Below are 23,556 nucleotides of genomic sequence, written 5' to 3'. Positions count from 1 at the left end.
AGCGCGTCGCGTTCCTACTCCGCGTTGTCTTCCGTCAGTGCCTTCAGGAATTGCGGGGCTTTCGATTGCTGGACAAAGTGGATCTTGTCCCATGGGCCATCTCTTCCGTTGGCCTCGGTTTGAATTTTCCATTCGAGAATAGCAACGAACTCTCGGATCAGACGACGCAGTAGCCGCCTTCTGCCAGAAGGCACCTTGAATTTGAGCTCGTTGTCCTTGGCAATCTTTACGCGAGGAACGTTGGCAAGAGCGTATACGGTTCTCGGGATATCCACGACAATACTTGGAAACTCCTGAACTATTAGCGCCCCAAATCCAAGTTTCTGGGCCGCTGCCTCAGTATCAAGTTCCAAAATTGAAGCACTCATAAGGTTTAGCCCGACTTTTTCCAGCTCATCTTCCAAATCCATCCGAGCATTCTTGAAGTCCCTGTGCGCTATTATGTCAGGAACAATGACGACGTAAGCTTTTAGTCGAGTTTTGTTGATCTCTGTTTCGCCATCTGCCCGGTCGCGAGCAATCTTTACCCTTTTCGAGAGGAAGCCCGTCGAAGGGTCGGAAAAACGCGTGACGCAGTTCATAAAATAGCCAAGAGCTATGCTCGCGGGCCCGGAAATATTGACAATGGGCAACCCGGAAAAATATTGAGAGAAGCTGCTCTCACTAAACTCAATTCCATCTGGGCTATTGTAGTTTGCTAGCAGACGATTCCGAAGCTCAAGGTGCGCTGCGTCCTCTTTGTCAAAGTCATCTTTGAAGTTGAAGTTCAAAATTGCTCTTTGTTGAAGAAGGTAAAAGGGCAGTGTGTCTCCGCTAGTCACTAAGATGTATGGTATACCCAGTGCGTTAACCGCGCCGAGTTCATAGATAACGCTGGCACTCTCGTCACTGACATCCACTACCACCACGTCCGAACTCTCGATACCGTTTAGTACTGCCGCGACGATATCACCCCTAACGGCCTCGTCCGGGGTAACTGGGACGATGTCGTTAGCATTGTCAAGATGACCTAAGTCAACGAGATTCTTGCTTGCGCCTTCAACTATTCTTGCGATTTGGGTCGTATTGTTTCTGTGAACAAACTGCGTATTCTCGCTGTCATATATTCCACGCGGGTCCATTCGTCCCAATACAAATACTCGAAGCTCCTGACGCACAATTGTCTCCTACAAACTGACTATTTTTGTTGCTTTGGCGCGATACTCTTCCGCTGAAAACTACTTTTTCTATATATATGATACTAATCTAACGCACTTTTTCATATCAACACATGTTTTGAAGGGGACGATGGTGAGCAAGACAGAAGCGAGGTACAACACAGACATTGGTACCGAACCCGAAGTGGATCACCCATACTTTGAAAGTCAGTTCCCTCTGGTCAGCCAGTTCTTAATCTGGCCCGAACTGGTGTCAGCGTTCGACGAATCTGAAAACGCAGCAAAAAGACTGAAGTATCGAGTCCGAGTTTTCGGGATTATCGCTATTTTGCTTGCTTTGACAGGCCTGATACTCGCAACTGCCAATACAGTGTTCGATTTCTCGTCTCACAGGATAGTTGGACTAGAAACGGATGACATTTTCTCCTGGATAACGCTAGCGCTACTCTTTTTGGCGCTAGTGTTCGGAAAAGGTATCCTTTTTGGAAAAAACAGAGACGTTTGGCTTTCAAACAGGTTGCGAGCCGAGCGCCTTCGCCAATTTCATTTTCAGTTCATTATGCTCAACGCCCATGCAATTGCGACGGATTCATATTCTGTGCGCCAAGCTCTCCTGAGTGCTCGTAGCAAACAGCTTGAACGCACGATCAAACGCCTGAGAGAGAATGGTTACATGCAATCTGTTCTGGATGACGCGGAGCTGTCCGAATGCTTTCTCGCTGAAAGAGTGTTGGGGCTAGAAGAATCTCCTAACGACAATGCGCTTGAACAGCTTAGAGAGGCGTTATTAGAGTTAAGGTTTAAGCATCAACGCGGCTACGCGCTCCATCAGCTTAAAAAAAGTGGATCAGGATTGTCTCTGCGCGGTTCAATCGCAGACCGTGCGCGGGGTGTCAACAATCTCGAGTTTATGGCAACGCTGTTGTTGCTGGTGCTCCAGTTAATAGCTGTTCTGCTGACTATCATCATGGCTCAAGATGCACCATTTTCTCAGACTTTCGCTTTCGCAGCTAGTGTTGCGGCATTGGTTGTTGTCGCCCTAAAATCGCTTGAGGAAGGTCTTCACTTACCGCAAGACCTAACAAGAAATCGAATTTATGCAGCAGGGTGTTCAAGACTAGAAAAAGAATTCCAAACACCATCCATGCCGAACGGAGACCAAGCCGCTGACGATATATTGCGCCGCATGGAGGAGCTGGCTTACTTTGAAACACGAGAGTTTGTCATCACTCACTCTGAGAGCAGATTTTCATTATAAGGACCAGCATTGACCCAACGCGCTGCACGCGAGCTGGAACGATTGATCGACAGCGAAGCCTAGTTTTTCTTCGGGGAGGTGCGACGCGCCAAACTCGTACCCCCTCGTTGAAATCGTGAACCCCAATTCAGAGCGCGCCGCTCTCATAAGTTATACGGCTCACAGGCTGAAATTGTGTCGGATTTGCTAGAAACATGCGTCGTCGCTAGTTGACGTTGCGGCAACTTTATCAAGTTGTTGTAACGATTGCCTAGGAAACGCGGGGCGACACGCCGCACTCACAACCCCCTCGAAAACCAGTTAAAAAACTGTACGTACTAAAATCAAGACGTGCCACCCACACGAAACGTATCGCATTGCGGCAAAATTGTGTCCATGATTCCTTGCGAAACTCACCGTTTCTTTTTCGGAAACCAATCGTTTCGCAGAAATTCGACACACTAAGGGGTTCCCCCAATTACGCGTATCACCACCGGGTGCTAGACGTCAGTTAACGGAACACAAACACCACTCTGTGTACCCCTTGTTGAGGGGCTGGCATTGACCCCCTCGTCCAGCCCCTCCAATGACTTAGCAAAAAGTTCCCCAAACGTTCCCCCTGTTTCGCTATGCTCGCTGAATGTGCGGACGACTCGGCAGACCCGATATGACATGGGCAGAGCTATTTGCTTTGCAGAACTGGATCGTGAACGGCGTTCCCATTCCAACTGAACGCGACCCAAACGCCCAAGACCTCTCAATGAGCTGGAACGTGAAACCCACCCAAATGGTGGACTTGGCGTTTATCCATAATGACCGCCTGATTAGTTCTACGGCCCGCTGGTGGCTTGTCCCGCACTGGTTCAAAGGTGATGTGAAGGAGTGGAAACCAACCACTTTCAATGCCAAGATTGAGACCGCGCACGAACTCGGATCGTTCCGTGTGGCGTGGAAGCATGGTCGGTGCATCATTCCAGCCAGTTTCTATTATGAATGGACCGGCCCAAAGGGTGCTAAGCAGCCGTGGATTATCAAAACGGACACGAATGATCCCTGCATGTACTTCGCAGGCCTCTACACACGCCTGTCATCTGGTTTGCATACCTGCACAATCCTGACCCGCGCTGCCCTGCCTCAAATCGAGCACATCCACTCCAGAACACCGGTCATACTATCAAATGACAACCTGATGCCGTGGATGGCAGGTGAAATCGACCATACTGAAGCGCAAGGCCTTGGAACTGAGTGGAACGACAGGATGCGCTATCACAAGGTTGCACCCATTGGTCGAGATGACGATGGACCAGAGCTGATTGAAGTCATCGAGGACTGATGGCCACACGCAGCAGATCCCCAAAGAAGGCATCAGATGAGAAGTTTTTCCCCATCAGAGTACGTGTACAGGTTCCCGAGGAAGGCTTTGGAGGAAGGGCTGAAGAAATCTCTGCCTGGCTGGACCAACAAGCAGGCAGAGGTTGTTGGGGCTGGAATGGAGATAACGTCCTATCCCGTGGCGTTCAGGACGCGATGTCTTTCTATCTTCTGGATGCTCACTTGATTGCTCCGCTCATTGAAACATTCGGCCTGGAACTAGCTCAAGGTGAGGTAGACCTATGTGGTAGAGGGTCTTTCAAGCTTTTGGCCAATATCAACTAGCACTAGAGGCACCTTGAAATTCACGATTTGGCCCGCAAAAGCCTGTTGTAGGAGTTAGGTCATTCGAAAGTTGTCAAAAGAACCACCAGCACTATCGCGATAACGATAACCGCTACCCAAGATGACTCGGATTTTTTGGGGTTATCTGGGTCTTGAGTGCCTTTAGGTCTATTCTCTTCGAAGTAGTGAACATCAGGATGTTCGCAATCGCATTGTCCATAGGGTACGGCGTCTCGATATACAGTGCCACAATAGTTGCACTTATGAGGCATCTCACTAACTCCTAGATCAATACCAGCTCCGGCAAATTCACAGTTCGCAAGAACGGTGGAACTGCGGCTGTTTACACATCTTCCAAATCAGCGCCTTCCACCGTGAAGAAATCGATCACCACAAACAGGGACGCTCTTAAGCGACTGGCTAATCGGTAAACGGCACTACTAGGTGAAGCTCGGCGACGTTCTGGAAGCCCATGAACAGTCGCTAGAGGCATTCGGTGGGCTTCCCGGAATCAGTAATCTAGACAGCATCCTGGGGGCTATTGGCAGGCCGTATCACGGTTATCACCGCATGATGCACGCCAAGGCGGCTGCTTTGCTGCATGGATTGGCAACATCGCACGGCTTTAACGACGCGAACAAGCGCACAGCCTGGCTTTCGATGGAAGTTCTGTGTGCCAACACCGGCTACGAACTAACCGTCCGAGATGATGACAGAATCGATGATCTGGTGGTTGATGTGGTTACCGGCGATGTCAGCCAAGATGAACTGGAACAGTGGATAAGAGAGCGACTGACCAAGCAGTTCTGAGGGGTTAGCGCAGGCTCTCACAGTAGGCGGTAAGTTGTAAGGGAGGCTCAGACATTTGCAACGCCAAGTGTCCGTTTCTGAGCCCCGAGCCGACATTGCCGCTCAGCTTAAGCGCTGCGGATGCATTCGGCGGCTTTCGGCCGGTTGCAGACCATGTTCCTCAGGGTGATGACAACGAACACTGCCGGGCAAAGCGGGCTTTTCCCGGTAGGCTTTCTAAACGGAACGAAGTAAAATCGCCTGATGACGACGGATCTACAACACCTACTGTCAGCACAGGAAAATCAAACCATGAATGAACCGCACGGTAACGCGATGTGAAAGCACGAGCTGCCGTCGATCGCTGAGCTTCGAGACAGATACGAATACGAGCCTGAAACTGGTGACATTAAGGGGACTTACGGAAAGGCCCTACGAGCTGAACTGCGTGGGTGTTTGTGTGTAGATTTCCAAGGCGTAAAAATCTACCAGCATCGCTTGGCGTTCGCATTGATGATGGGCAGATGGTCTCACCTGATTGACCACAGGAAGGCCCAACTCGTCGAATGAGCCCATACCAGTCGTTCACCGCCATCTAGGAATTTGCACGTGCAGCAAGCGGCGAACCGCACATTCCGGACATTTAAAACCAGGTGGCAATTGGCGGATGAGTGGGACCTGACGAGCTTTCGCAACGACAGAGTGACTGTTTGGTTGGCCCGTGTTGACAAAATGAAAGTCTGCCGGGTGCGGACCTCGCCATAGCAGGAGGCTATCGAAATATAGAATTGGAGTATTTCCTAATAATGCGGCCGGGTTCTAGGGTTTGGTATGGAACGCATTGATCGGCCCCCGAGTGCTCGGCTAAAAATCGTCAATATTCACAATGAATTCAGCCTGTTACTTGCAGGCCGAGTGGGTCTGGCGTATCATTCGGTTGCAAGAGCTGACGCTGCGGGCAACTGCGTTAATTCAGTTAAACAATCTGACATTTGGCCCTAAGCTTGGCTATCGCGCAATGATAGCCAAAACCCTGGGTTTCGAGTCTGCCCTTCGCCATCTAACCGTCTTTGTTTGGCATGGTCGCCTGACCAGGTTCAAGGGTCAGGTGGCGAGCCTTGCGCCGGGGCTTTCGGCTGTGACCATCGCAGTGGTGATGTTCACTGGCAATATGGCGCATGCGAGTAACGAGTGCGGGCAAGTAGTTAACCGTCAAGTGCAATGCGGCCCTGACGGTGACTCTAATGCTCCTGGCGTCAACCCCTACGCTAATGGCATCAGCTATATCGGACATATCGGACCAAATCCAACTATACAGTTTTTGACACTTAGAGGCCCCGGCTACAAGGTGGAGGGCTCTGGGGTGTTTTTGGGTGTGCTGCATGACGATGAAGCTATTTTGAATGTGATTGGCGACGGTGAGATCACCACCAATAGTTCTGCTGGGGTCGGGATTTTTGCAAGGAGCTTTGGTGATGGCGCTGTTACTGCGCATCTGGAACTCGGCGCAGTTACTACGGGTGGTGAACGTGCTCGTGGGCTTGTTGCGGAGATCCGTAACGCGGACAGTAGATCCACGGCGACGGCGCGCCTGACCAAAGGAGATATCAATACAGGCGGTGGGTGGGGCTTTGGGCTTTGGGCGCTGACTTCTGGCGCTGGCGCTTCACTTGTTCAGGTGGATGGCGGCACAGTTACCACGGTTGGGAGAAGTGCCCATGGTCTTTATGCGCGTTCAGATGGCGGTCAGGCGATTGTCGAACTGGGTGTAGATGGAGATGTCATCGCGTCAGGACAACTTTCGTACGGTATTTATGCCGTAGGTCAAACAGGCTTTGATGTGGATGTGTCCGGGTCTGTGAGGGGCGGAGGCGGTGCCGCAATCCGTACGACATCTGACGCCGGGGGGACGATTGATATCTCCAGTACTGCTTTGGTGGCTGCGGGGACGTCTGGTATTGCACTACAAGACGGGGGTGGCGACGCGGTGGTCACCTCGGCAGGGGACATCGCCGGCGATATTCGTCTTGATGCGGGTAACGATACTCTGAGCCTGACGGGCGGGCGTTTTACCGGCGGCATTTATGGCGGTGCGGGTGACGATACAGTCACGATTGAGTCCACAGCCCGCTATGACGGATCCCACGTTCTGGATGGCGGTGCGGGGGATAACGATCAGCTAACGCTGCATGGCCAGACCATCAGCAACACGGCGGAGAACTTCCGCAACTGGGAACGTGTCACGCTGAATGACACAAACCTGCGCCTGAATGAACTTACCCGGCTCGATATAGATCAGTTGTCCATCAACACCGGGTCCGCGTTCCGTGCGTCTGGCGGGGGAGGGGGGATCACCATCGCAGGTGATGTGACCAATGATGGCTCTGTCGTCTTAAGCGTGCAGGACGGGGCTGCGGATGATGTGATCACCATCGAGGGGGATTACACCGGTTCGGGAACAAGTGTCTTTGCCCTGGATGCAGTTCTCGCTGGCAATGATGCGAACACCGACAGGCTTGAGATCAAGGGCGACGCTTCGGGCGAGATGATGCTGTCAGTCACCAACCTGGACAGTGCCGGTGACGAAGACACACCGCTGGAGATCGACGTGGTCTCTGTTGGCGGAACGTTTAATGGAACGTTCACCCTTGTGGATGGCAACCACGTCACCCCGGACGGGGCGCAAGCAGTTGTCTCGGGGGCTCACCTCTATACGCTGACCGAGGCCGAGGATGGCCGAGGCTGGGTGCTGAGCGCGATGTCGGAGACCGGTGGGAGAAACTGGCAACCGTCTGCGCCGATCTATGACAGCTATGGCCAGTCGCTGCTGGCCCTCAATGGCCCCGCGTCGCTGCGCAGCCGGGGCAGCTCGGAAGACTTCCGGAGCCTGGCCTGGGACGGGGGACCAGCCACGCAAAGCGCAGGCTCCCCGCTCTGGTTCCAGATGGGTGCGGAACAGATCACATTGTCTGAAGAGCACAGCACAACAGGGGCCGCGCTCGACAGCAGTGTCTGGGAGATGGAGATCGGTGGGGATGTTGTCCTGAGCGAGAGCGGTGCGGGCCTTCTTGTGGGCGGGCTGATGTTCTCCTACGCCACAGGCAGTACTGCAGTCACCTCTGCCTTTGGGGATGGTTCGATTGACACCACTGGCCTGGGTCTGGGCTTGGCTGCTACGTGGTATGACAATCGCCGGTTTTATGTCGACGGGCAGTTCACGTTTGCCTCCTACACGAGCGACCTTGAGGCTGACAGGATTGGAACCCTGGCGGACGGCAACGGCGGCACAGGCCTTGCGCTGTCGATCGAGGCGGGACAGCAGCTTGACCTGGGCGCCCGGCTGACGGTGATCCCGCAGGCGCAGCTGAGCCTGTCCTCTGTTGCGTTTGATGACTTTGACGGTGAGCGCTACGGGGAGCAGGTGACGCTTGAGGATGCGTCCAGCCAGCAGCTGCGGCTTGGGCTTGAGTTTGGTGCGCAGGAGGCACAGGAGACGCGTCGCCTTTATGGCATAGTGAACCTGTTCCATGAGTTTGGCGCGGGCAGTGAGGTGACTGTTGCCGGGGCGTCCCTGACAACCGAGAGCGAGCCCTGGGCGGTTGGGGTCGGCATTGGCGGCAACTATGCCCTGACGGACCGCGTGGATCTCTTTGGCGAAGCCTCTTATGCCACCGGGCTCAGCAACGCAGGTGATACCAGCGCTCTGAGTGCAAATGCTGGCCTCAAAATGGTGTTCTGAGGGGGTGTGTCTGGTCGTTGTGAGGACTGGAGCGTCAGCAAACAGGCAATTCCGGAGCAGCGCAACGACTAGGCCGAATATCGGCCTTTTCTTCGCGACATGCCTGAATTGGTAGAATGAGCCCATTCCTGCCCTTTAGCGAGCTTCAGTCTTTAGCATGTGCGGCACGTCGAAAACCGCACATTCCGGACGTTCAAAATCCGGTGCCGGATGGCTGGTGGGCGGGACAAACCTGCCGTTTGGCCAATGGCAGCTTTTGGTGAGTGGGCTCCGTCAGCGGATCTCAATTTCGCTGCGAGGGCCTAGCTTTCGGAGGCATTCATTGAGCGTTGCGCATTCTTCGTCAGTGAGGTCTTCCATCAATGCCATCATGATGTGGGTGCGCTCTTCACAACTCTCCACAAGGACACTGCGACCGGCCTTGGTGATCGATAGCCGAGGTGCGCGCCGATCTGCTTCATCGGTCTCTTTTTCGATCAACCCCCGCGCTTCAAGCGCATTCACCAAACGGCTCATCGTCGGGCGGGTGACGCTCTCGTGTTCAGCCAAAAGGTGAAGCCGGTCCCGTCCAAATTCTGAGATTGCCGCTAGCGCCGAAAGCTGCCCGCCCGTTGCGCCTGCACGGCGCTCCGTCTGCCGCATGAGCCGATCCAGCTTCGGCAAGGTCTGGTGAAGCGCCTGAGCGGCGCGGAACTTGTCGGTGTTTTGTTTATTCATTAGCTATGCTAACAATATTGTCTAACGAAGGGCAAGTCATGCAGATACACAAGGGCCGTCTGGTCGATCATATTCATCTCAATGTCTCGGACCTGTCGGACAGCCGAAGGTTCTACAGCGCATGTTTGGCGGTTCTGGGACGAGATCTGTCTAAGGATACGGAGCACTTTTTTATTGCAGATGAGCTGTTCGTCACCCCGGCGGGAGACAACCCGATCACGCGTATCCACCTGGCGTTTCAAGCGGAGTCCGAAGACGAAGTGGCCGCTTTTCATGCCGCCGCCCTACAGAATGGTGGAATAGACAACGGAAAACCTGGACCCCGAGACTATCATCCCGGCTACTATGCGGCCTATGTTCTCGACCCTGACGGCAACAATATCGAAGCGGTCTGGCACGGCCCGGCAGAGCGTTCAGCGAAGAGCGTCGTTTTTACGATGCCTGGAGGCTGAAACCGTGCCTGAACTGAAACGACCCATACAGCAGATGCCAACTTTCGTGAAAGACGCTTTGCAAGAAGCAGGTTTAGTGGAGCAATACGACTCCAGACCACCGTATCAGCGGAACGATTACCTATGGTGGATCAACAGCGCGAAACGGGACGATACCAAACAGAAACGGCTTTCCAAGATGATGACGGAGTTGAAAGCCGGATCAAGCTACATGGGGATGGATTGGAGACCCAAATCGTGAAGCCGCCATTCGCTGCGTCCTGAAGAACTAGTATGATGGGCTCGCTACAGCCATTTTATGCAGATCGCACGGTGTAGTGAATTTGAGCCCATTGCCGTCGTCGGCCAAGCCTCCTTCTTTCGCATGTGCGGCACTTCGCGAACCGCGCACACCGGACATTCCCAGACGCTTCACGGATGGCGGATGAGCGGGACACAGTGTGAGTTCGTCGCGGCTACGCCAATGTCAGCTTCTTATATGTTGAACGTCAGATTTCTTCGACAGCGAGCCACGCGACACCGCCGCAAAACCACTTTCACATCACGCCATGTCGAGCGGCTGTGATTGATGTCTATCAATGGAGTTAGTGCCCAAAACTCTCTGGTGTGATTACCTGGTGCGTCGGTTTTTGGCGATGGATGCAATCAGCGTCAACACGACCAAATACACAGGCGCATTGTAGAAGTTTCAAGAGTAAGGTTTGCATGTAACTTCCTCCAATTTAGGAACCCAAAACAACGGAACATCCGGCGACTATGAGAAGAACAGCCGCAGCCTGGTTAGCCAATAGAAACAAGCTATTTGCTTTGAGTAGCTGCGTTGATACACGGGCAAAGAAGACCCAAATACTTGCATTTATCAGAGCCAACACGACGAACGTTGCCATCAAGATTTCAGCTTGGACAAGCAGAGGCATTTCCGGGTCAATAAACTGGGGAAGAAACGCTACATAAAACATCAGCACCTTTGGATTGAGTATCGAGACAAGGAAAGCTGAAACTGTTATGCTCCTACGCGAAACTTCGCAATCCGCTTTCGGATTAGGCGTTTGGTCAGAGGTCCTCCAAACGTTCACCCCAAGATAGACTAGGTAGGCCGCGCCACCATACTTGAGTATCGAGAACAGATAATCCGATGTAGCAATTGCTGAACTCACACTAAGTAACGCAAGAAGAACCGATGTGAAGACACCAATGCCGACGCCAATTATGGCTGGGACACCGGCACGGTATCCACCTCTTAGAGTGGATGTGATCAGGAACAGATTTGCTGGACCCGGGATTGCCACAAGAATTGCACTGGCGATGATAAATGATAGCCAAACCTCGACACTCATTCCGCACCGCCCGAACTGATACCTATTCGGTCCGTTCGACCAAAGCAAAGTCCGGCAGAATATCTTCGTTCTTGGCTGTTCCGAGGACAAAGGTCGTTTTGTAAGACTGAACGATTGGGAGAGTTCCGAAAGTGCTTTGCGCGAACGCGTGGTATTCTTCTATCGAGCGCTCGCAAACCATTAGCAGGTAGTCGAAATCGCCTGTAACCGCATGGCATTGCGTGACTTCCTGAAAAGCTGTCACATGTTTTGCGAATTGCTCCGATACCGTTGCCTTTGGGGTTGTTAGCTTCACAGTGACCAATGCTGTAACTGGCCGACGAAACCGCTTCCTGTTGAGTTTCACAACCTGTCGCTTGATGTAGTTTTCTGTCCATAGTCTCGCCGTTCGTTTGGCCGTCGCCGAAGGGGACAAACCAATTTCCTCAGCCAACTCAGCTGTTGAGCGCCGCAAATCTTCCTGCAAGAGAGATAGAAGCGACCTGTCAAATTTATCCATTGTTCCTCGGTTCCCTAGTTTATGGCCTTAGCGCGCGCATTTTTCTCGTTATCTTAGGCATCTTGAATAAAGTTTCTCCCAAATCCAGCAAAATAAGCGCATCTATCCGTCGCCTCCAGCTAGGGTTGTCGCAATGACAGGCAGGAGACTGGAATGACTAAGACAATTTATCTGGTGAATGCAGCAAATGATGAGTCCATTGCATCCATCGCTAATGACTACAGCTTTCCGGCGCTCAACATCTTAGCACTCGGAACCTGGCTCAAAGCCGCGTTTCCCGATATTGAGATTATTTGTAGAGATGGGGGGATCTGTGGCACTGAGCTGATACAAAGGGAAATTAACACCTTCAAACCCTGGCTGGTCGGAATAGGTGCGCTGTGCACATCCTATCATACGGCTCTCGAACTGGCTAGAATCGCGAAGTCGGTCGGAGCTTATACGGTCTTTGGCAACGATCACGCAGCACATCTATCTCGGCAGATCGTTCGAAACCGGCCAGATGTAGATTTCGTAATCGCGGCGGAATACGGTGAATATGCCTTGGAGCTACTGGTACGGGAGTTGCTTGATGGGGTAGGCGATTTCGCCGGTATTGCATCGCTGACCTATCGAACACCCAGAGGGCAAGCTGCTGGATTTGACTACACAACTCAGAAAGACACGTTGGCTATAGCGAACTTGCCCTTCCAAGCGGCCAAACAGAGAAAGGGCGCATTGGACATTTTCCCAACGGTGGATCGGTCACTCTATCCACAGTACATGTGGGACAGCTATCTCGAGAATTATAAATCAGCGTTTGGTCATCTTCATGGTGATCATGTCCCGACGGGGATCACAACGATGAACCGGGCAAGAGGCTGCTCAAGAGCGAACGAAAATATCAAATGCAAGCACTGTGATATGCTACTGGACGTGTCTTTTTCATCTGGAAACCGATTTTGGGATGAGGTTCGCACTGCGAACGCACAGGTGAAATCTGAGGTTTTTTATGAAGTCTGCGATAGTCTTACCAGTTTCCCACGGTTCATAAGGGATGTGGTAAAGAGCAAACCGGATGACCTTGATTTTGATCCTATGTTTTTCATCTACGGGCAAGCGCTCGACATTATCCGCAATGATGATCTTGGGGACCTCCTTGCCGAGCTGAACGTCTTCAAACTCAATATCGGTCTTGAATCAGGGTGCGACCGGACGCTCAAGCATATGAAGGGGCCGAAGGACTCTGTAGAAATCAATGAAACGGCCCTAAGAATCCTCAAGAGCCGAGGCATAAACGTCTATGGCTCGTTTGTCCTTGGCACAGAACCAGAGACATCGGAAACTCTTAGAACGACCGTCGATTGGATTAAGCGGATCATCGACGAGGGACTTATCAGCGATGTGGAAGCTCAACCGATCCTGCCACTGCACAACAATCACTACGGAAAACAACTCTTCTCAAGCTACAATCCCAAAACAGAAGATGATTGGCCGATAGACATTGATGAGGTTTCAAGGGAATACATCTCCCGACACTCCGGTGTTTCTTATGATGACTGTATCTCGGCGGCAAACGAAATTCGACAACATGCCCGTCAGGGGCAGATTAACTTCGGTAGCGGGTTGTCTAAAAAAGAGAACTATTCAGTTGAAGTGGTCGCATAATATGCCAATTACACTCAACGAAAATCTTCCTGCTTTTCGCGTCCTCACTGATGAGGGCGTGATGGTAATGAACTCGCGCCGCGCAGCAATCCAGGACATCCGCCCGTTGCGGATCGGTTTTGTAAATCTGATGCCCAAAAAAATCCAGACTGAAATTCAGTTTGCAAGATTGATCGGGTCAACACCTTTGCAAATCGACTTCCAACTGATCCGCATGACAGATCATGAGAGCCGAAACACAGCCAACGATCACATGGCAAGCTTCTATCGGACGTTCTGTGAAGTGGAGGCTACAGGTGAAAAATTCGACGGGCTAATCATTACCGGTGCTCCCGTCGAGCATTTGCCATTCGTATCAGTCTCTTACTGGGACGAACTTCGGCGGGTGTTTGATTGGACACAAAGCCATGTACATTCGACCATCGGGATATGTTGGGGTGGCATGGCAATGGCATGGCACTTCCACGGGATCAAAAAACATCTTCTAGAGCGGAAAGCCTTCGGGTGCTACAAACACCAAAACCATGCGCCGTCCTCGCCCTATCTACGGGGTTTTTCAGATGAGGTGGTGATCCCAGTAAGTCGATGGACCGAAGTGTGCCAAATGGAGATCGATGCTCGCCCAGAGCTAAATACTTTGTTGTCCAGTGCGAGCGTTGGCCCTTGTGTGGTTGAGGCAAGCAGCTATCGTGCGCTCTACGTTTTCAACCATCTGGAATACGATAGCACGACACTAAAAGAGGAATATGATCGCTATATTACTCACGGCAAAGGCATCCAAGTCCCTTGCAACTATTATCCCGACGACAACCCACTACAATGCCCTCTAAATCGCTGGCGCGGCCATGCGCATTTGTTTTACGGAAACTGGATTAACGACATCTACCAAAACACCTTTTACGATATGTCGCTGATCGGAAAAATGGGCATCAGCTCGCAAGTGCCCGCGTAGTTCCGCAAGCATTTCTTCCTGTGTGACGATCCCCGTCACAACTTGGCCCGGCATAGTGCCAGGCCTTTTTTCCCGAAGCGCTCGTTGGATATTGGATGCTGCAAATCTGGCTCAGAAATACTTGACGTTTGGGTCAACAATGCATGGCGCGCCGCACTGATATGATTCAGAAATGCTCGTTGGAGTAATCAAGCACGGTGGCGCACGCTATGGTTAACGCCTACTGCAAAATTAAACAGACGCCCACCTTCCTGTCTTGCGCGTTCCAATAGACTTACGGCGCGTTTCAGAGATCATTACCTCCAATGCTATCGACGTCGAACACTTCAAATCGCACACGCTGCCAAACCCAGAAAGCGCCCGCCCGGCTCTGATTTGCCAAAACCTCACCACAGGAAATGACCAAATTGTCGACGGCAACCTTACATATGTAGCGTTTGGCATGGGTGTCATCATGGCCCAACAGGAAGGTATTGAAATGCCTGTGCCGCCAAGTGCGGCGGGATACATGATCGAACCAGTTGCTTGGAAACGATTTGTTGTGCCGCCTGAGTTGCGAGGACCCGACCAACTTAAGTAGGCCATGCGTCACACCAAACCGCGCGCAATGAACAGATCACAATAAGCGCTGAATCTCATGAATGGAGACATTCGTGCAAATCGCAGCATCCGCCAGTGTGGGCTCGATGCGGCCATTCTCTGCGACGTCCCCAATTGGTCTAAAGAGCCCGAAGCTGCCCTTGATCCCATTTCCGCCTTTCGCACATGCAGCGGACCGCAAACGGCACATTCCGGACATTCACAGCCCGGCGTCGGATGGCTGATAAGCGGACTCGACGCAGTCGTTCGCTGCGCAGTGCATCAGTGATCGCTATGCGGACAGAGCCGACCTTCGCTGCAAGTTCGCCAAGGTCAGTTCTCGGAAAGGCGGTCAACAACAGACTTTTTGGATGGGCCTGAGCATCGACACAGTGGTTTTTCGTCAAGGTTCCATAAATGCTAAAAAACTAATTAGACACTGCGGACAAACACCTTGCAGACCGCGATATGTTAGCATCGATACCTCTCTTTACGAGATAATAGTATGCCGCTTTTCAACAAACAGAATCTTCAGAATGGCCTGTTTATTCTAATCGCTATGCCGAATGCACGTGAGCCCCAGATGATCCGGGGCTCACATGCCTTTTGCCGCTTTACGAAGTCGTTTCGATCAACGCGTTGTTTATCTGTGCCAGAGCGTTTGCCTTTTGCTTCATGAGATTATCCAACTCCGCAATCAAATTTGTGCCGTTCGCGTTTGCCGGATCAACGCCCTTCGAGCGAAGCGAGTTGATTGAACTTTGCATCAGCTTGATCGCGCCATCAAATTGCTTTGCGACCTCAGCTTTGCGAACGCGCAGGTCTCTTTCGACCACAGCGGCAATTTCAGCCTTATGAGCGACTGCCGTTGCCTTGGTGCGCGCTTCAAGATCGCGTGCATCGGCCTCAATGCGCTTTGTTTCGACATTCACGTCACGGACGGCGAATTCGGGCAAATCAAGAACAATACGCTGTTCAGCCATCTGGATATCGGGCAGGTGCATCACGATAGCAGTCTGATCGACCTTGAACTCCGGAATTTTCGTCACAAATTCCGTCTTGTCCTCCCAAAACACCGGCACTTTTATGATGATCGGCTTACAGTAAATCTTTATTCCACGGAATTCCGGGATACATCCAACCTGTTTGTTCTCCATCTTAGACTTGATGGTAGTAAACGAGAAGCGACGGTTCTTCATAGTGACCTGAGGCAGATCAAGAACAATACGCTTTTCACGCATATTGATAGTTGGCAGATCGAAGACTATGATATGCTCTTTCATCTCCACTTCGGCGTCGAAACCTAACGCGACTTCGGCACCCTCAGGAGCCCGTTCGCTCAAACGGCGACCTTCTTTAGTAAAGCTGTCGTAGCGCTGTTCGTAGCGCGAATTTATATCTTCGATCGTGGCATTCAAATCGTCGGCAAAACCTGCGACCGGAACGGTCAGGGCAGTCAAAGTAGCTGCAAAAATCAAAGTGCGCATGATATCCTCCATTACGTTTTAATTGCAGCGCCTGTCGTCCAAACGTTGATCAACCTCAAATTTGAGCTGATCTTTGTTGTGAAGTAGAGCGCACAAGACGGGTAACACTGGATTCGATGTTGGAATTCACCCAAACTGGTGAGTGCAAGATTTTGGCATATTTGGAATAGAATGAGTGACGACTCCAACATAATTGATGCTCTTGGTCTAAGGCTGAATGGCGCAGACATTTCGACGGTGCTACTAAGCATCTATCAGTGCCTTACTGATCCTGACCACTTCACAGACATGACGGGAATGCTGACTTCCTGGTTCGAGGCCGAAGATAACCCGATACTCGTAGCTCACTTTGAAAGTCATTCAGCGGCATTGTGGGAAACAATGCTGCTAGAATTTCAGAACCCCGGAGAACATCACGGCCGTGATTCAGACGTGGGAACACTGATGATTGAATTTGACTCCAATAGTAGTAGTTCGGCCGACAAAAAGCTGGGCTTAGTGCTGGACAAATTGTGTTCGGAGGATGTAGCCAGATTGAAGTCTTGGTTACACGAATCTGACGGCTCAAAAGAAGTTGAACCGATTTTAATTCGTTACTATGACGACGCCTTGCAGAAGCCGCACATAGGAGTATTTAAAGTTGTCGCGGAGGATCGTGTCGGCCTTTTTGTGAGCAAGAGTTTTTTTGAGGACGCGGTTACTCGTTTGTTCGAGAAAAATTTTTCGCTTTCACCTCGGGAATTAGATGTTCTTAAGGCGTTGGTTGTCGGCAATAGCCCCAAAGAAGTTGCGGAGCTTCAGGGAAGGTCGCTGGAGACAGTTCGGACCCAAATTAAGTCGATAACTTCCAAGCTAGGAGCCTCAAGCCAGACTGACCTCGTTCGTTTGGCCGGGGAAGCCGTGGCAATTTCTGAGAACGCGCGCTCAGCAGATAAAGGCGAACTATTGTCTGCACATCAAACTATGTTGGTGGCAAGACCGGGTGGCAGGAAGATCGAATACGAAGTCGATCCGCCGACGAGTGGATTACCGTTGCTCTATTTTCACTGCCTCACATCAGGTCGGCACTGGACCAAAAAGGCAAAAGCAATGGCCGCAGAAAGCGGGTTTCGTACGATAAGAATTTCTCGAGCTTCGTTCGGAGCATCTAGTTCAAACTCAGCAGTTGGGCTCGAACTTCTTAGAGTACACGCATCCGACTGCGCATCTGTCCTTGAGAGGGAGAAAATCGATCGTTGTCTTGTGTTTGCACATGGAATGGGATTTCCGAGCGCATATTTTTTTGCGCTTAGATACCCGGAGAAGGTGATAGGGGTCGTTGGACTCGATGTGCCTCCACCCATCCTATCCAGAAAAGATGCTTCAGTACTTACTGGCATTTTCAGAACAGGCGCACTTGCTACTCTCTACGCACCAAGTTCTGCAAAACTGGTAGCAAGCTTCGCATTTAGGCACTTGGTGAAGCGTGACGGAGTTGATCTCAAAAAACCACTGTCTATGCCACATATAGATCTGACAGAGTATGAAGATTCCGAGGGATGCGAGACAATTCGCTTGAACAATTTCGATGCGATGAAGAACAACGGAGAGGGTTATTGGCGCGAGGCAACTTGCGCAACTGTGGATTGGGCTGAGGCACGGCAAAACGCCAACAATCTTCCCAAGGTCAGGCTAATCCAAACGGAGGACAATCCCTTCGTAGAATTCGGCGGAATCTGTGCGTTTGCTTCACAAATTGGAGCGCCCACCCGCAGCATCAAGAGTTTCCTACCTATGATTTCAGGTCCGTTTTCAGCAGTGGCTGAAGAGCTGCGCCAAATTATGGCTCCTACAATCTGACCACGTTCCGGTGGGCAATGTTGCAGCGCTATGCTTAGTAGGAGTGGTCAAAAGAGCTTTATGCATCGAACGTCGGCTTTCCTTCAGCGCTCCGACCTCATCATCCCGAAGCAGACTTTGGGACAATGTGCAGCATCGTGCACATTGGGCTCGCTGCTGCCGTTCTCTGCGACATGCCCCAACAGATCGAATGAGCCCATTCCTGCCATTGCCGGTTGATCTGGTAGCTGCGGACGCATTAGGCCGCTCGTAGCCCTAACCAGACATTGGTCACAGGCGCTCGGATGACGGCAGCGCAGGACGAAACGGGCATTCGCTGCGTTTGCGAACAGGAGATCAGAAGTTCAGGATTTCGCCGCTCCTGAAACAATTCTAAACTCGGGAAAAGCGAAACGCTCCCTTGATATTTTGATGCAAAAACTGCCCTTTTGAGGTAGATTCAAGCATGGCATCGAAAATGTGCTCTGGAACGTCGAAGTATTGGTACGTCGCGCCACTGTTAAACTCGACTTGTAGGGTTTCGGAGCCATCATCGTAGCCAATGGCCGCTACGTTTGAAGAATCCACTTGATGCATCTCCATCGACTATTCGTCCTTCTTGATCCTAGAAATCTTGGGGTTTTGAGCCCGCCATGCTTCGACGACTTCATCGTATCGGGGGGCGACCTCTTTAGGAATGCCCCACCCACCTGGGTTCTCAGTATCGTTCAGAGATATCTCATCGTATACCACAGGATCTTGACTGTCAGGGCGGCGGTTCTTGGGTGGTGGTTCCACAGTCGTTCTCATGGGTAGCTTGACCGATTCTCCAAGAATTATGGCCTCGCCAGTTCTTAAAATTGGCAGCATACCTATGAGCCCATCGAGATTATCTGACATTGCAGACGCAATGTGCGACCGATCAGACGCATTTGCTAAACGCAAGGCAATGAAGGTTCCACACTGTGAAAGAATGGTTGAGTCAATTTCAGACGGTCTTTGGCTAACTATCATTGCTCCAATACCGTACTTTCTACCTTCTTTTACAATGCGTTGTACGATACTTGAGGCCATATTCTGTGTTTGGTCGTTGAGATAGATATGGGCCTCTTCCATAACCAATAGTAGCGGCCTATGACGGCCGCCCTGAGATAAGTCACGCCCCCAAAATACAGCTTCATATAGTAGACGTAGTAGCACCCCGATTGTCGTTAGAAGGGTATCAGCTGGTACGCCGGAAAGATCTAAAATTGAGATTGGGTGCTCGGTCGCCATCCAGTCACGTAGAAGCTCATCAATATCAGTATGAATTTCACCATCTGATGCCGGATAAAACTGCTCAGGCTTAAAAATGAAATCGTATCGGGGTATCCGAAGTTTCGTTCCCAACAATAAGACTTGTTTGCCAATATTAAGAGTGCCAGGCAAATGAAAAATCTTCTCTTCTCCGGCGCCTTTAACGATGTTCTTAAATGTCGGCGGAAGACCAAGTTGTGGATTGCCCTTCAGCTCCTTTCCATTCGGGTCCGTTTCATAGGCCAGATGGTCTCTCGGGTTTCCTTTGCGATCCGAGTAGTAGGTTGCAAACGTATCGACAAAGAGCTCGTGCCACAGATCATGGAGGCTGAACGGGACCGGTGAATCAACACTTAGCGTATCTGTTGTGACGCCATCTCGTGGGTGCCTATTTAGAGAAGCTAGTTTGTACTTAAAAACTCTCTCCATGACGATGTTGCGATTTTTTTCATCGCTAAAATCACCAAAGGCAACTTTGCAAAGTTCATCAAAATTCAAAGCCCAGTATGGAATGAGTAACCGTTTGTCGGAGTTATTTGCCTTTTGATCATGGTGGATCTTGAAGATGTTAGCGCGGTCCCGCAAAGCGCGCCCATACTCTCCATGCAGGTCAAGCATGACGATCCGAGCTGAAGGGTACTTTTCGACATCAGATAGTGCATTCATCAAGCTAGCAACCGTAGTGGACTTGCCGGAACCGGTTGTTCCAACAACAGCAGAGTGACGAGTCACCAACTTATTGACATCAACCAACGCAGGGATGGCTTCAGCGTTGGATATGTGGCCAAGCCTCACGAAGTAGGGTTTGTCAGGTTGCCCATAGATATCTTTAAGTTCCTTTTCTGAAACGAGATGAACTTTGTCTCCAATTGTCGGATATTGCGAAAGGCCTCGTTGAAAAGTACCGTTTCTAGGCCCTTCGCCTATCAGCTGAACTGTCATCCATCGGTTATTGTCTTCCGTTTCTGCACGCGCTTCAGGTACTGCACTTGCCCCGACCTGGCTCACAATGCCAAAAAGGTTCTCAAACCCGATGGGAATTCTGACAAAACTGCCGATCTGGCCTGCTCGGTACCCTTGACCGTCAATATATACGAAGCCGGTCAGCGATTTGGCCGACATCTTGATGCGGACGGTTGTACCACTTACGTCTTGGACGTCGCCAAGATAACTATCATCACTTAACATCTTGCTCACCGACTTGAGAACCGATGAATTTTTTCAGAAAATCAGTGAACACAGAAAAATCACCAAGCTTGACGTGAGGTTCCGATGCACCATCGCCGCCTTCGATAAGAACAGAGGGCGCAAATTCCTTAATGTCGGGATCTTCGTCATCCTTGTGCTTGATCGCGCCCCACTTGCCTTGGTTTGTACCAATAATCGCCTGATCATATGTCCAAACGTTCAAATTATGCTGTCGTTCGGCGAGCTCATATGCCTTAGGATAGCGATGACCTCCCCCCTCTTCTTTGGACAGATTGAATTTGCCAAATTGTAGCGCTAGGACCATTCCTGTCGGGTTCGATTTCAATGCATTAATGATGGCATCATTTAGGTGTCCGTCATTGAACGAATAGCCACTAAGAACCAAAAATGACGATTTTCGGCGGATGAAGCGGTTTAGTTGGTCAATAAGTGCCAAATACGGCATCTTTCGACTTTCTTCGTATTTTAGATGTGATGGATAGATCAGGTGGGTTGCACCCTCCTCCGGGTGTGATGAGCGATACACTTTCTTCTCTTGTCCGACGGTCTCTTGGTGCCAGTTTATCGAGCCATGAATTTTCCAAAGTCGTGACCAATGGACAGGTATCAAATTCTCTTCAACTGCCCGCAAATCAAAGAATGACCGACGTGATCCGACAAATCCATCAAAGTATGGAACTTCTAGATCATCAAGAGCTTGCTCCAAAAGGAGATCGTAGTTTGTTGTGAAAATCTCGATGGGCACTTTCCGATCAATCGACCGCACCCAGTTACTCATTCTATGATACGGTGTTTCCCCATTGGGCAGCGGAACATCCAGCTTATCTACTATTTTAGCACAAATCTGACCTTCAAGCGCCAGAAGATCAGCTTCAGAAAGACCCCGAACGTCTCCCCCAATTGCAACAGCCAACAGGCCACGGAGGAAGCTGAGGATATCTTCAACATTTTCCTGATCTTTTCCAGATTTCTTTAATTCCCCCAACAATATCTTATACTTATCGTCGTTACCAAGAGCAGCATTAATGGCAATTGTGAGGTTCCTAACATCTGGAATCAGCGGCCATTCGTCTTTTGGCATGTCAACGGACAGTGGGCATCCTGCAGAAATAAAAAAGCCAATAGCTTCATTGTCCTGCGACAAGGATTGGCGGAGATATTTTAGGTGTCGAATTGGGTCATGAAAATTTGTCAAATGTTAGGTTCCTCTGGACTAGCTATCGTCGTCGAGTTCGATCAGGGGCAAATCTAGCCCGTCAATTTCCTGTAGTGCTTGACCGGCAATGCCCTGAAGGTCGCCATACATGCCGACGGTGCTCTCAATTACACTTTGGATTTGTTGTTCACGCTTTGCCCATAGTCGCGTCATTGCTTTTTTTTCACGATCAAGGTCTGACTGCATGTCTGAGAATTTCTCAACAATTGCCTCGACGCGACGTCGAAAACGTGGACCTGTCAGATAATCATAGACAAGTTCCATCTTTGACTGTTGCCCAATCTGCGCATTCTTGGACAATGCAACTTCGTGCAAGGTCTGCCTCAGTGCAACTGCTAACCCTAGACCGAAAGAAGGGGCTGAAACCCAAACGCCATCGATCAATCCAAAATTTTCGAGTTCCTTTGGTAGTGTGTTCGTCAAAATGATTGAAACATCGGCGTTTGCCGTTCTTTGGTCGTCTCTAAGTTTGGAAAGCCAAGAGTTGCTCCAGTTTTTTGTTCTTTTCAATTCCCATAGTATTGCGCCAATCGGATTACCCGATTGAGAATTCACCCTTTGGATGACGTCGCCTCCAAACTCACCCTTCGGTACTGGTTCAATCGTATCTAGTGGAAATTTCGTCGCTAGAGCTTGCTCCAACTGCAGTTCTAAGGCTTCTCCTTGCAACTGTTGCGAGCCTTGCTCAGATTTTTTGCGCAGCTCTTCAATCTGGCGCTGCATCGAAAGAATTTGCTCTTCCTTTTCAGTCACCTTGAGCTTCAATTCTCCTTCGACCTCAGCTTTCGTCGAACTTCGAACCAAGGCAATACTTTCCTGCACTCGCTTTTCCACGGTCAGATCTAACTCTCGCTTGGCGTCATCGAGGAGGCGTTCTTTCTTCATTAGTTCGGCTTGGGCCGCTTGGGCTTCGGCAAGTTTTTCGCTTCTTTCCTTGATAAGGTCTTGGAGCTCGATGACTTCTCTTGTTTTGGCGTCGATTTCAGCTGTCGCGATTGCCCTTGCCTTCTTTGATTCCTCTTCAGTGATTTTGCTACGTTCACTGACTAGTAATTCCTCCAGCTTGTCGTCCAGCGTCGCTTGAGCTTCCTTTAACTCACGCTCCTTCGCTTTGATCGCGACTTCCCGCGTCTCAAACTTCTCTCTTTGGTCTACTAACCTACTTTCATATTCTGATCGAGTTGCGGCAATCAGGGGTCCCGCCAAAGACTCAGTCAGCCGTATCTGAGTGCCACAATTGGTGCATTCGATTACTGGCTCTTCCATCCGGACTTCCAATCAATGGTTGTATTTTTGTAGATACACTTTTGGTACCATGCCCCACATTTGCAGTGTGGTGAAGCAGATACGAATGCCGTGGATATCTAACTCAACGAGTTACATCGCATGTAGTTTGGGAGGCTCCTTTCCGAACTGGTGGGCCGCACGGCAGCGTTGCAAAAATGAGGTGAATGACCAGTCTGGGCCGTCCTGGCGCAGTCTGCTGATAGAACTTTGCAGGGTCCGCTTTCTGCGCATTGATGACGTTAGCGGTGCCCAGTGCCGCAACCGCAGCGAAGGGCAGCTTGGTGGCCCTTTCTGTCGAATACTCTATGTCACCTGTACCCGTGCCGGGGAGAGTCTAGCGTTGGTTATCTACTCTGACGATCCGAATGCGGTTGCAGCGACGATGATAGGCAAAGAGTGGGTTTCCGAAGACGAGGTTCTGGTTTCCTAGTTGTTTGTGATAACTCACTCGATGAGGTCATGCTTAGTTGCCGGTTGTGCTT

At 50.8% G+C, this 23,556-nt stretch carries 19 protein-coding genes; 10 read left to right on the top strand and 9 right to left on the bottom strand.

Annotated features, from left to right (window positions below):
* Nucleotides 1-14: 14 nt before the first annotated feature.
* Nucleotides 15-1,121, bottom strand: a complete 1,107-nt coding sequence (locus Q1B13_RS18390; RefSeq protein ID WP_299800178.1) for an STING domain-containing protein — start codon at nt 1,119-1,121, stop codon at nt 15-17.
* A gap of 169 nt (nt 1,122-1,290) precedes the next feature.
* On the opposite strand from Q1B13_RS18390, the gene Q1B13_RS18385 reads away from it, so the two are divergent.
* The 5 genes from Q1B13_RS18385 to Q1B13_RS18365 all read left to right on the top strand — a co-directional run bounded on the left by Q1B13_RS18385 (nt 1,291) and on the right by Q1B13_RS18365 (nt 8,578).
* Nucleotides 1,291-2,415: a hypothetical protein gene (locus tag Q1B13_RS18385; protein ID WP_299082950.1), complete on the top strand. Its 1,125-nt coding sequence runs from the start codon at nt 1,291-1,293 to the stop codon at nt 2,413-2,415.
* Nucleotides 2,416-3,034: 619 nt separating this feature from the next.
* Nucleotides 3,035-3,727, top strand: coding sequence for an SOS response-associated peptidase (locus Q1B13_RS18380; protein ID WP_299082951.1), 693 nt, complete (start codon nt 3,035-3,037; stop codon nt 3,725-3,727).
* Nucleotides 3,727-4,050 (top strand): hypothetical protein, encoded by a 324-nt coding sequence (locus tag Q1B13_RS18375; RefSeq protein WP_299082953.1) that lies wholly within the window; start codon nt 3,727-3,729, stop codon nt 4,048-4,050. Before Q1B13_RS18380 ends, Q1B13_RS18375 begins: the two co-directional genes overlap by 1 nt.
* Before the next feature lie 444 nt (nt 4,051-4,494).
* Entirely contained in the window at nt 4,495-4,860 is a 366-nt protein-coding gene (locus Q1B13_RS18370; protein WP_299082954.1) for a type II toxin-antitoxin system death-on-curing family toxin, read from the top strand.
* An 865-nt stretch (nt 4,861-5,725) separates the two neighbouring features.
* The gene (locus tag Q1B13_RS18365; protein ID WP_299082955.1) at nt 5,726-8,578 is read left to right on the top strand and encodes an autotransporter outer membrane beta-barrel domain-containing protein; all 2,853 of its coding nucleotides are present in this window, start codon (nt 5,726-5,728) and stop codon (nt 8,576-8,578) included.
* A 273-nt stretch (nt 8,579-8,851) separates the two neighbouring features.
* On the opposite strand, the gene Q1B13_RS18360 is transcribed toward Q1B13_RS18365, so the two are convergent.
* Nucleotides 8,852-9,295, bottom strand: coding sequence for a MarR family transcriptional regulator (locus Q1B13_RS18360; RefSeq protein ID WP_299082956.1), 444 nt, complete (start codon nt 9,293-9,295; stop codon nt 8,852-8,854).
* 38 nt (nt 9,296-9,333) lie between these two features.
* On the opposite strand from Q1B13_RS18360, the gene Q1B13_RS18355 reads away from it, so the two are divergent.
* A complete protein-coding gene (locus tag Q1B13_RS18355; RefSeq protein WP_299082958.1) occupies nt 9,334-9,747 on the top strand; it encodes a VOC family protein in 414 nt (137 codons plus the stop codon).
* Nucleotides 9,748-9,751: 4 nt separating this feature from the next.
* Nucleotides 9,752-9,988 carry a YdeI/OmpD-associated family protein gene (locus tag Q1B13_RS18350; protein ID WP_299082959.1) on the top strand — a complete coding sequence of 79 codons (237 nt, stop codon included), beginning with the start codon at nt 9,752-9,754 and terminating at the stop codon, nt 9,986-9,988.
* 481 nt (nt 9,989-10,469) lie between these two features.
* On the opposite strand, the gene Q1B13_RS18345 is transcribed toward Q1B13_RS18350, so the two are convergent.
* Nucleotides 10,470-11,084, bottom strand: coding sequence for a LysE family translocator (locus tag Q1B13_RS18345; protein ID WP_299082961.1), 615 nt, complete (start codon nt 11,082-11,084; stop codon nt 10,470-10,472).
* A gap of 22 nt (nt 11,085-11,106) precedes the next feature.
* Complete coding sequence (locus Q1B13_RS18340; RefSeq protein WP_299082963.1) at nt 11,107-11,583, bottom strand: Lrp/AsnC family transcriptional regulator; 477 nt, start codon at nt 11,581-11,583, stop codon at nt 11,107-11,109.
* A gap of 153 nt (nt 11,584-11,736) precedes the next feature.
* Between Q1B13_RS18340 and Q1B13_RS18335 the strand changes: the two genes are divergently transcribed.
* Together Q1B13_RS18335 and metA are read left to right on the top strand one after the other, a co-directional pair.
* Nucleotides 11,737-13,230, top strand: coding sequence for a radical SAM protein (locus Q1B13_RS18335; RefSeq protein WP_299082965.1), 1,494 nt, complete (start codon nt 11,737-11,739; stop codon nt 13,228-13,230).
* A gap of 1 nt (nt 13,231) precedes the next feature.
* On the top strand, nt 13,232-14,182 hold the full coding sequence (gene metA, locus Q1B13_RS18330; protein ID WP_299082966.1) for a homoserine O-succinyltransferase: 951 nt from the start codon (nt 13,232-13,234) through the stop codon (nt 14,180-14,182).
* A 1,193-nt stretch (nt 14,183-15,375) separates the two neighbouring features.
* Here the strand turns inward: metA and Q1B13_RS18325 are convergent.
* Nucleotides 15,376-16,248 carry a hypothetical protein gene (locus Q1B13_RS18325; RefSeq protein WP_299800173.1) on the bottom strand — a complete coding sequence of 291 codons (873 nt, stop codon included), beginning with the start codon at nt 16,246-16,248 and terminating at the stop codon, nt 15,376-15,378.
* Nucleotides 16,249-16,419: 171 nt separating this feature from the next.
* On the opposite strand from Q1B13_RS18325, the gene Q1B13_RS18320 reads away from it, so the two are divergent.
* Nucleotides 16,420-18,087: a LuxR C-terminal-related transcriptional regulator gene (locus Q1B13_RS18320; protein ID WP_299082970.1), complete on the top strand. Its 1,668-nt coding sequence runs from the start codon at nt 16,420-16,422 to the stop codon at nt 18,085-18,087.
* 372 nt (nt 18,088-18,459) lie between these two features.
* Here the strand turns inward: Q1B13_RS18320 and Q1B13_RS18315 are convergent, their stop codons facing one another.
* The 4 genes from Q1B13_RS18315 to Q1B13_RS18300 are packed head-to-tail and all read right to left on the bottom strand — an operon-like array spanning nt 18,460 to nt 23,053.
* The gene (locus tag Q1B13_RS18315; protein ID WP_299082971.1) at nt 18,460-18,669 is read right to left on the bottom strand and encodes a KTSC domain-containing protein; all 210 of its coding nucleotides are present in this window, start codon (nt 18,667-18,669) and stop codon (nt 18,460-18,462) included.
* Between the two features lie 3 nt (nt 18,670-18,672).
* Entirely contained in the window at nt 18,673-20,550 is a 1,878-nt protein-coding gene (locus Q1B13_RS18310) for an ATP-binding protein (protein ID WP_299082972.1), read from the bottom strand.
* Nucleotides 20,540-21,766 carry an SIR2 family protein gene (locus Q1B13_RS18305; RefSeq protein ID WP_299082973.1) on the bottom strand — a complete coding sequence of 409 codons (1,227 nt, stop codon included), beginning with the start codon at nt 21,764-21,766 and terminating at the stop codon, nt 20,540-20,542. Before Q1B13_RS18305 ends, Q1B13_RS18310 begins: the two co-directional genes overlap by 11 nt.
* 18 nt (nt 21,767-21,784) lie before the next feature.
* Nucleotides 21,785-23,053 carry a DUF2130 domain-containing protein gene (locus Q1B13_RS18300; protein WP_299082975.1) on the bottom strand — a complete coding sequence of 423 codons (1,269 nt, stop codon included), beginning with the start codon at nt 23,051-23,053 and terminating at the stop codon, nt 21,785-21,787.
* Between the last annotated feature and the right edge of the window lie 503 nt (nt 23,054-23,556).

Source organism: uncultured Ruegeria sp. (assembly GCF_947489545.1).
Classification (GTDB): Bacteria; Pseudomonadota; Alphaproteobacteria; order Rhodobacterales; family Rhodobacteraceae; genus Ruegeria.
The sequence above is the reverse complement of the archived record's forward strand: the minus strand, read 5'-3'. Positions and strand labels throughout refer to the sequence as shown.

What these genes read in the sequence shown, in the direction of transcription:
- Q1B13_RS18390 (WP_299800178.1), bottom strand. Translation starts at nt 1,121, where the DNA reads ATGGACCCGCGTGGAATATATGACAGCGAGAATACGCAGTTTGTTCAC.
- Q1B13_RS18380 (WP_299082951.1), top strand. Translation starts at nt 3,035, where the DNA reads ATGTGCGGACGACTCGGCAGACCCGATATGACATGGGCAGAGCTATTT.
- Q1B13_RS18375 (WP_299082953.1), top strand. Translation starts at nt 3,727, where the DNA reads ATGGCCACACGCAGCAGATCCCCAAAGAAGGCATCAGATGAGAAGTTT.
- Q1B13_RS18365 (WP_299082955.1), top strand. Translation starts at nt 5,726, where the DNA reads ATGAATTCAGCCTGTTACTTGCAGGCCGAGTGGGTCTGGCGTATCATT.
- Q1B13_RS18360 (WP_299082956.1), bottom strand. Translation starts at nt 9,295, where the DNA reads ATGAATAAACAAAACACCGACAAGTTCCGCGCCGCTCAGGCGCTTCAC.
- Q1B13_RS18355 (WP_299082958.1), top strand. Translation starts at nt 9,334, where the DNA reads ATGCAGATACACAAGGGCCGTCTGGTCGATCATATTCATCTCAATGTC.
- Q1B13_RS18345 (WP_299082961.1), bottom strand. Translation starts at nt 11,084, where the DNA reads ATGAGTGTCGAGGTTTGGCTATCATTTATCATCGCCAGTGCAATTCTT.
- Q1B13_RS18340 (WP_299082963.1), bottom strand. Translation starts at nt 11,583, where the DNA reads ATGGATAAATTTGACAGGTCGCTTCTATCTCTCTTGCAGGAAGATTTG.
- Q1B13_RS18335 (WP_299082965.1), top strand. Translation starts at nt 11,737, where the DNA reads ATGACTAAGACAATTTATCTGGTGAATGCAGCAAATGATGAGTCCATT.
- metA (WP_299082966.1), top strand. Translation starts at nt 13,232, where the DNA reads ATGCCAATTACACTCAACGAAAATCTTCCTGCTTTTCGCGTCCTCACT.
- Q1B13_RS18325 (WP_299800173.1), bottom strand. Translation starts at nt 16,248, where the DNA reads ATGCGCACTTTGATTTTTGCAGCTACTTTGACTGCCCTGACCGTTCCG.
- Q1B13_RS18320 (WP_299082970.1), top strand. Translation starts at nt 16,420, where the DNA reads ATGAGTGACGACTCCAACATAATTGATGCTCTTGGTCTAAGGCTGAAT.
- Q1B13_RS18315 (WP_299082971.1), bottom strand. Translation starts at nt 18,669, where the DNA reads ATGGAGATGCATCAAGTGGATTCTTCAAACGTAGCGGCCATTGGCTAC.
- Q1B13_RS18310 (WP_299082972.1), bottom strand. Translation starts at nt 20,550, where the DNA reads ATGTTAAGTGATGATAGTTATCTTGGCGACGTCCAAGACGTAAGTGGT.
- Q1B13_RS18300 (WP_299082975.1), bottom strand. Translation starts at nt 23,053, where the DNA reads ATGGAAGAGCCAGTAATCGAATGCACCAATTGTGGCACTCAGATACGG.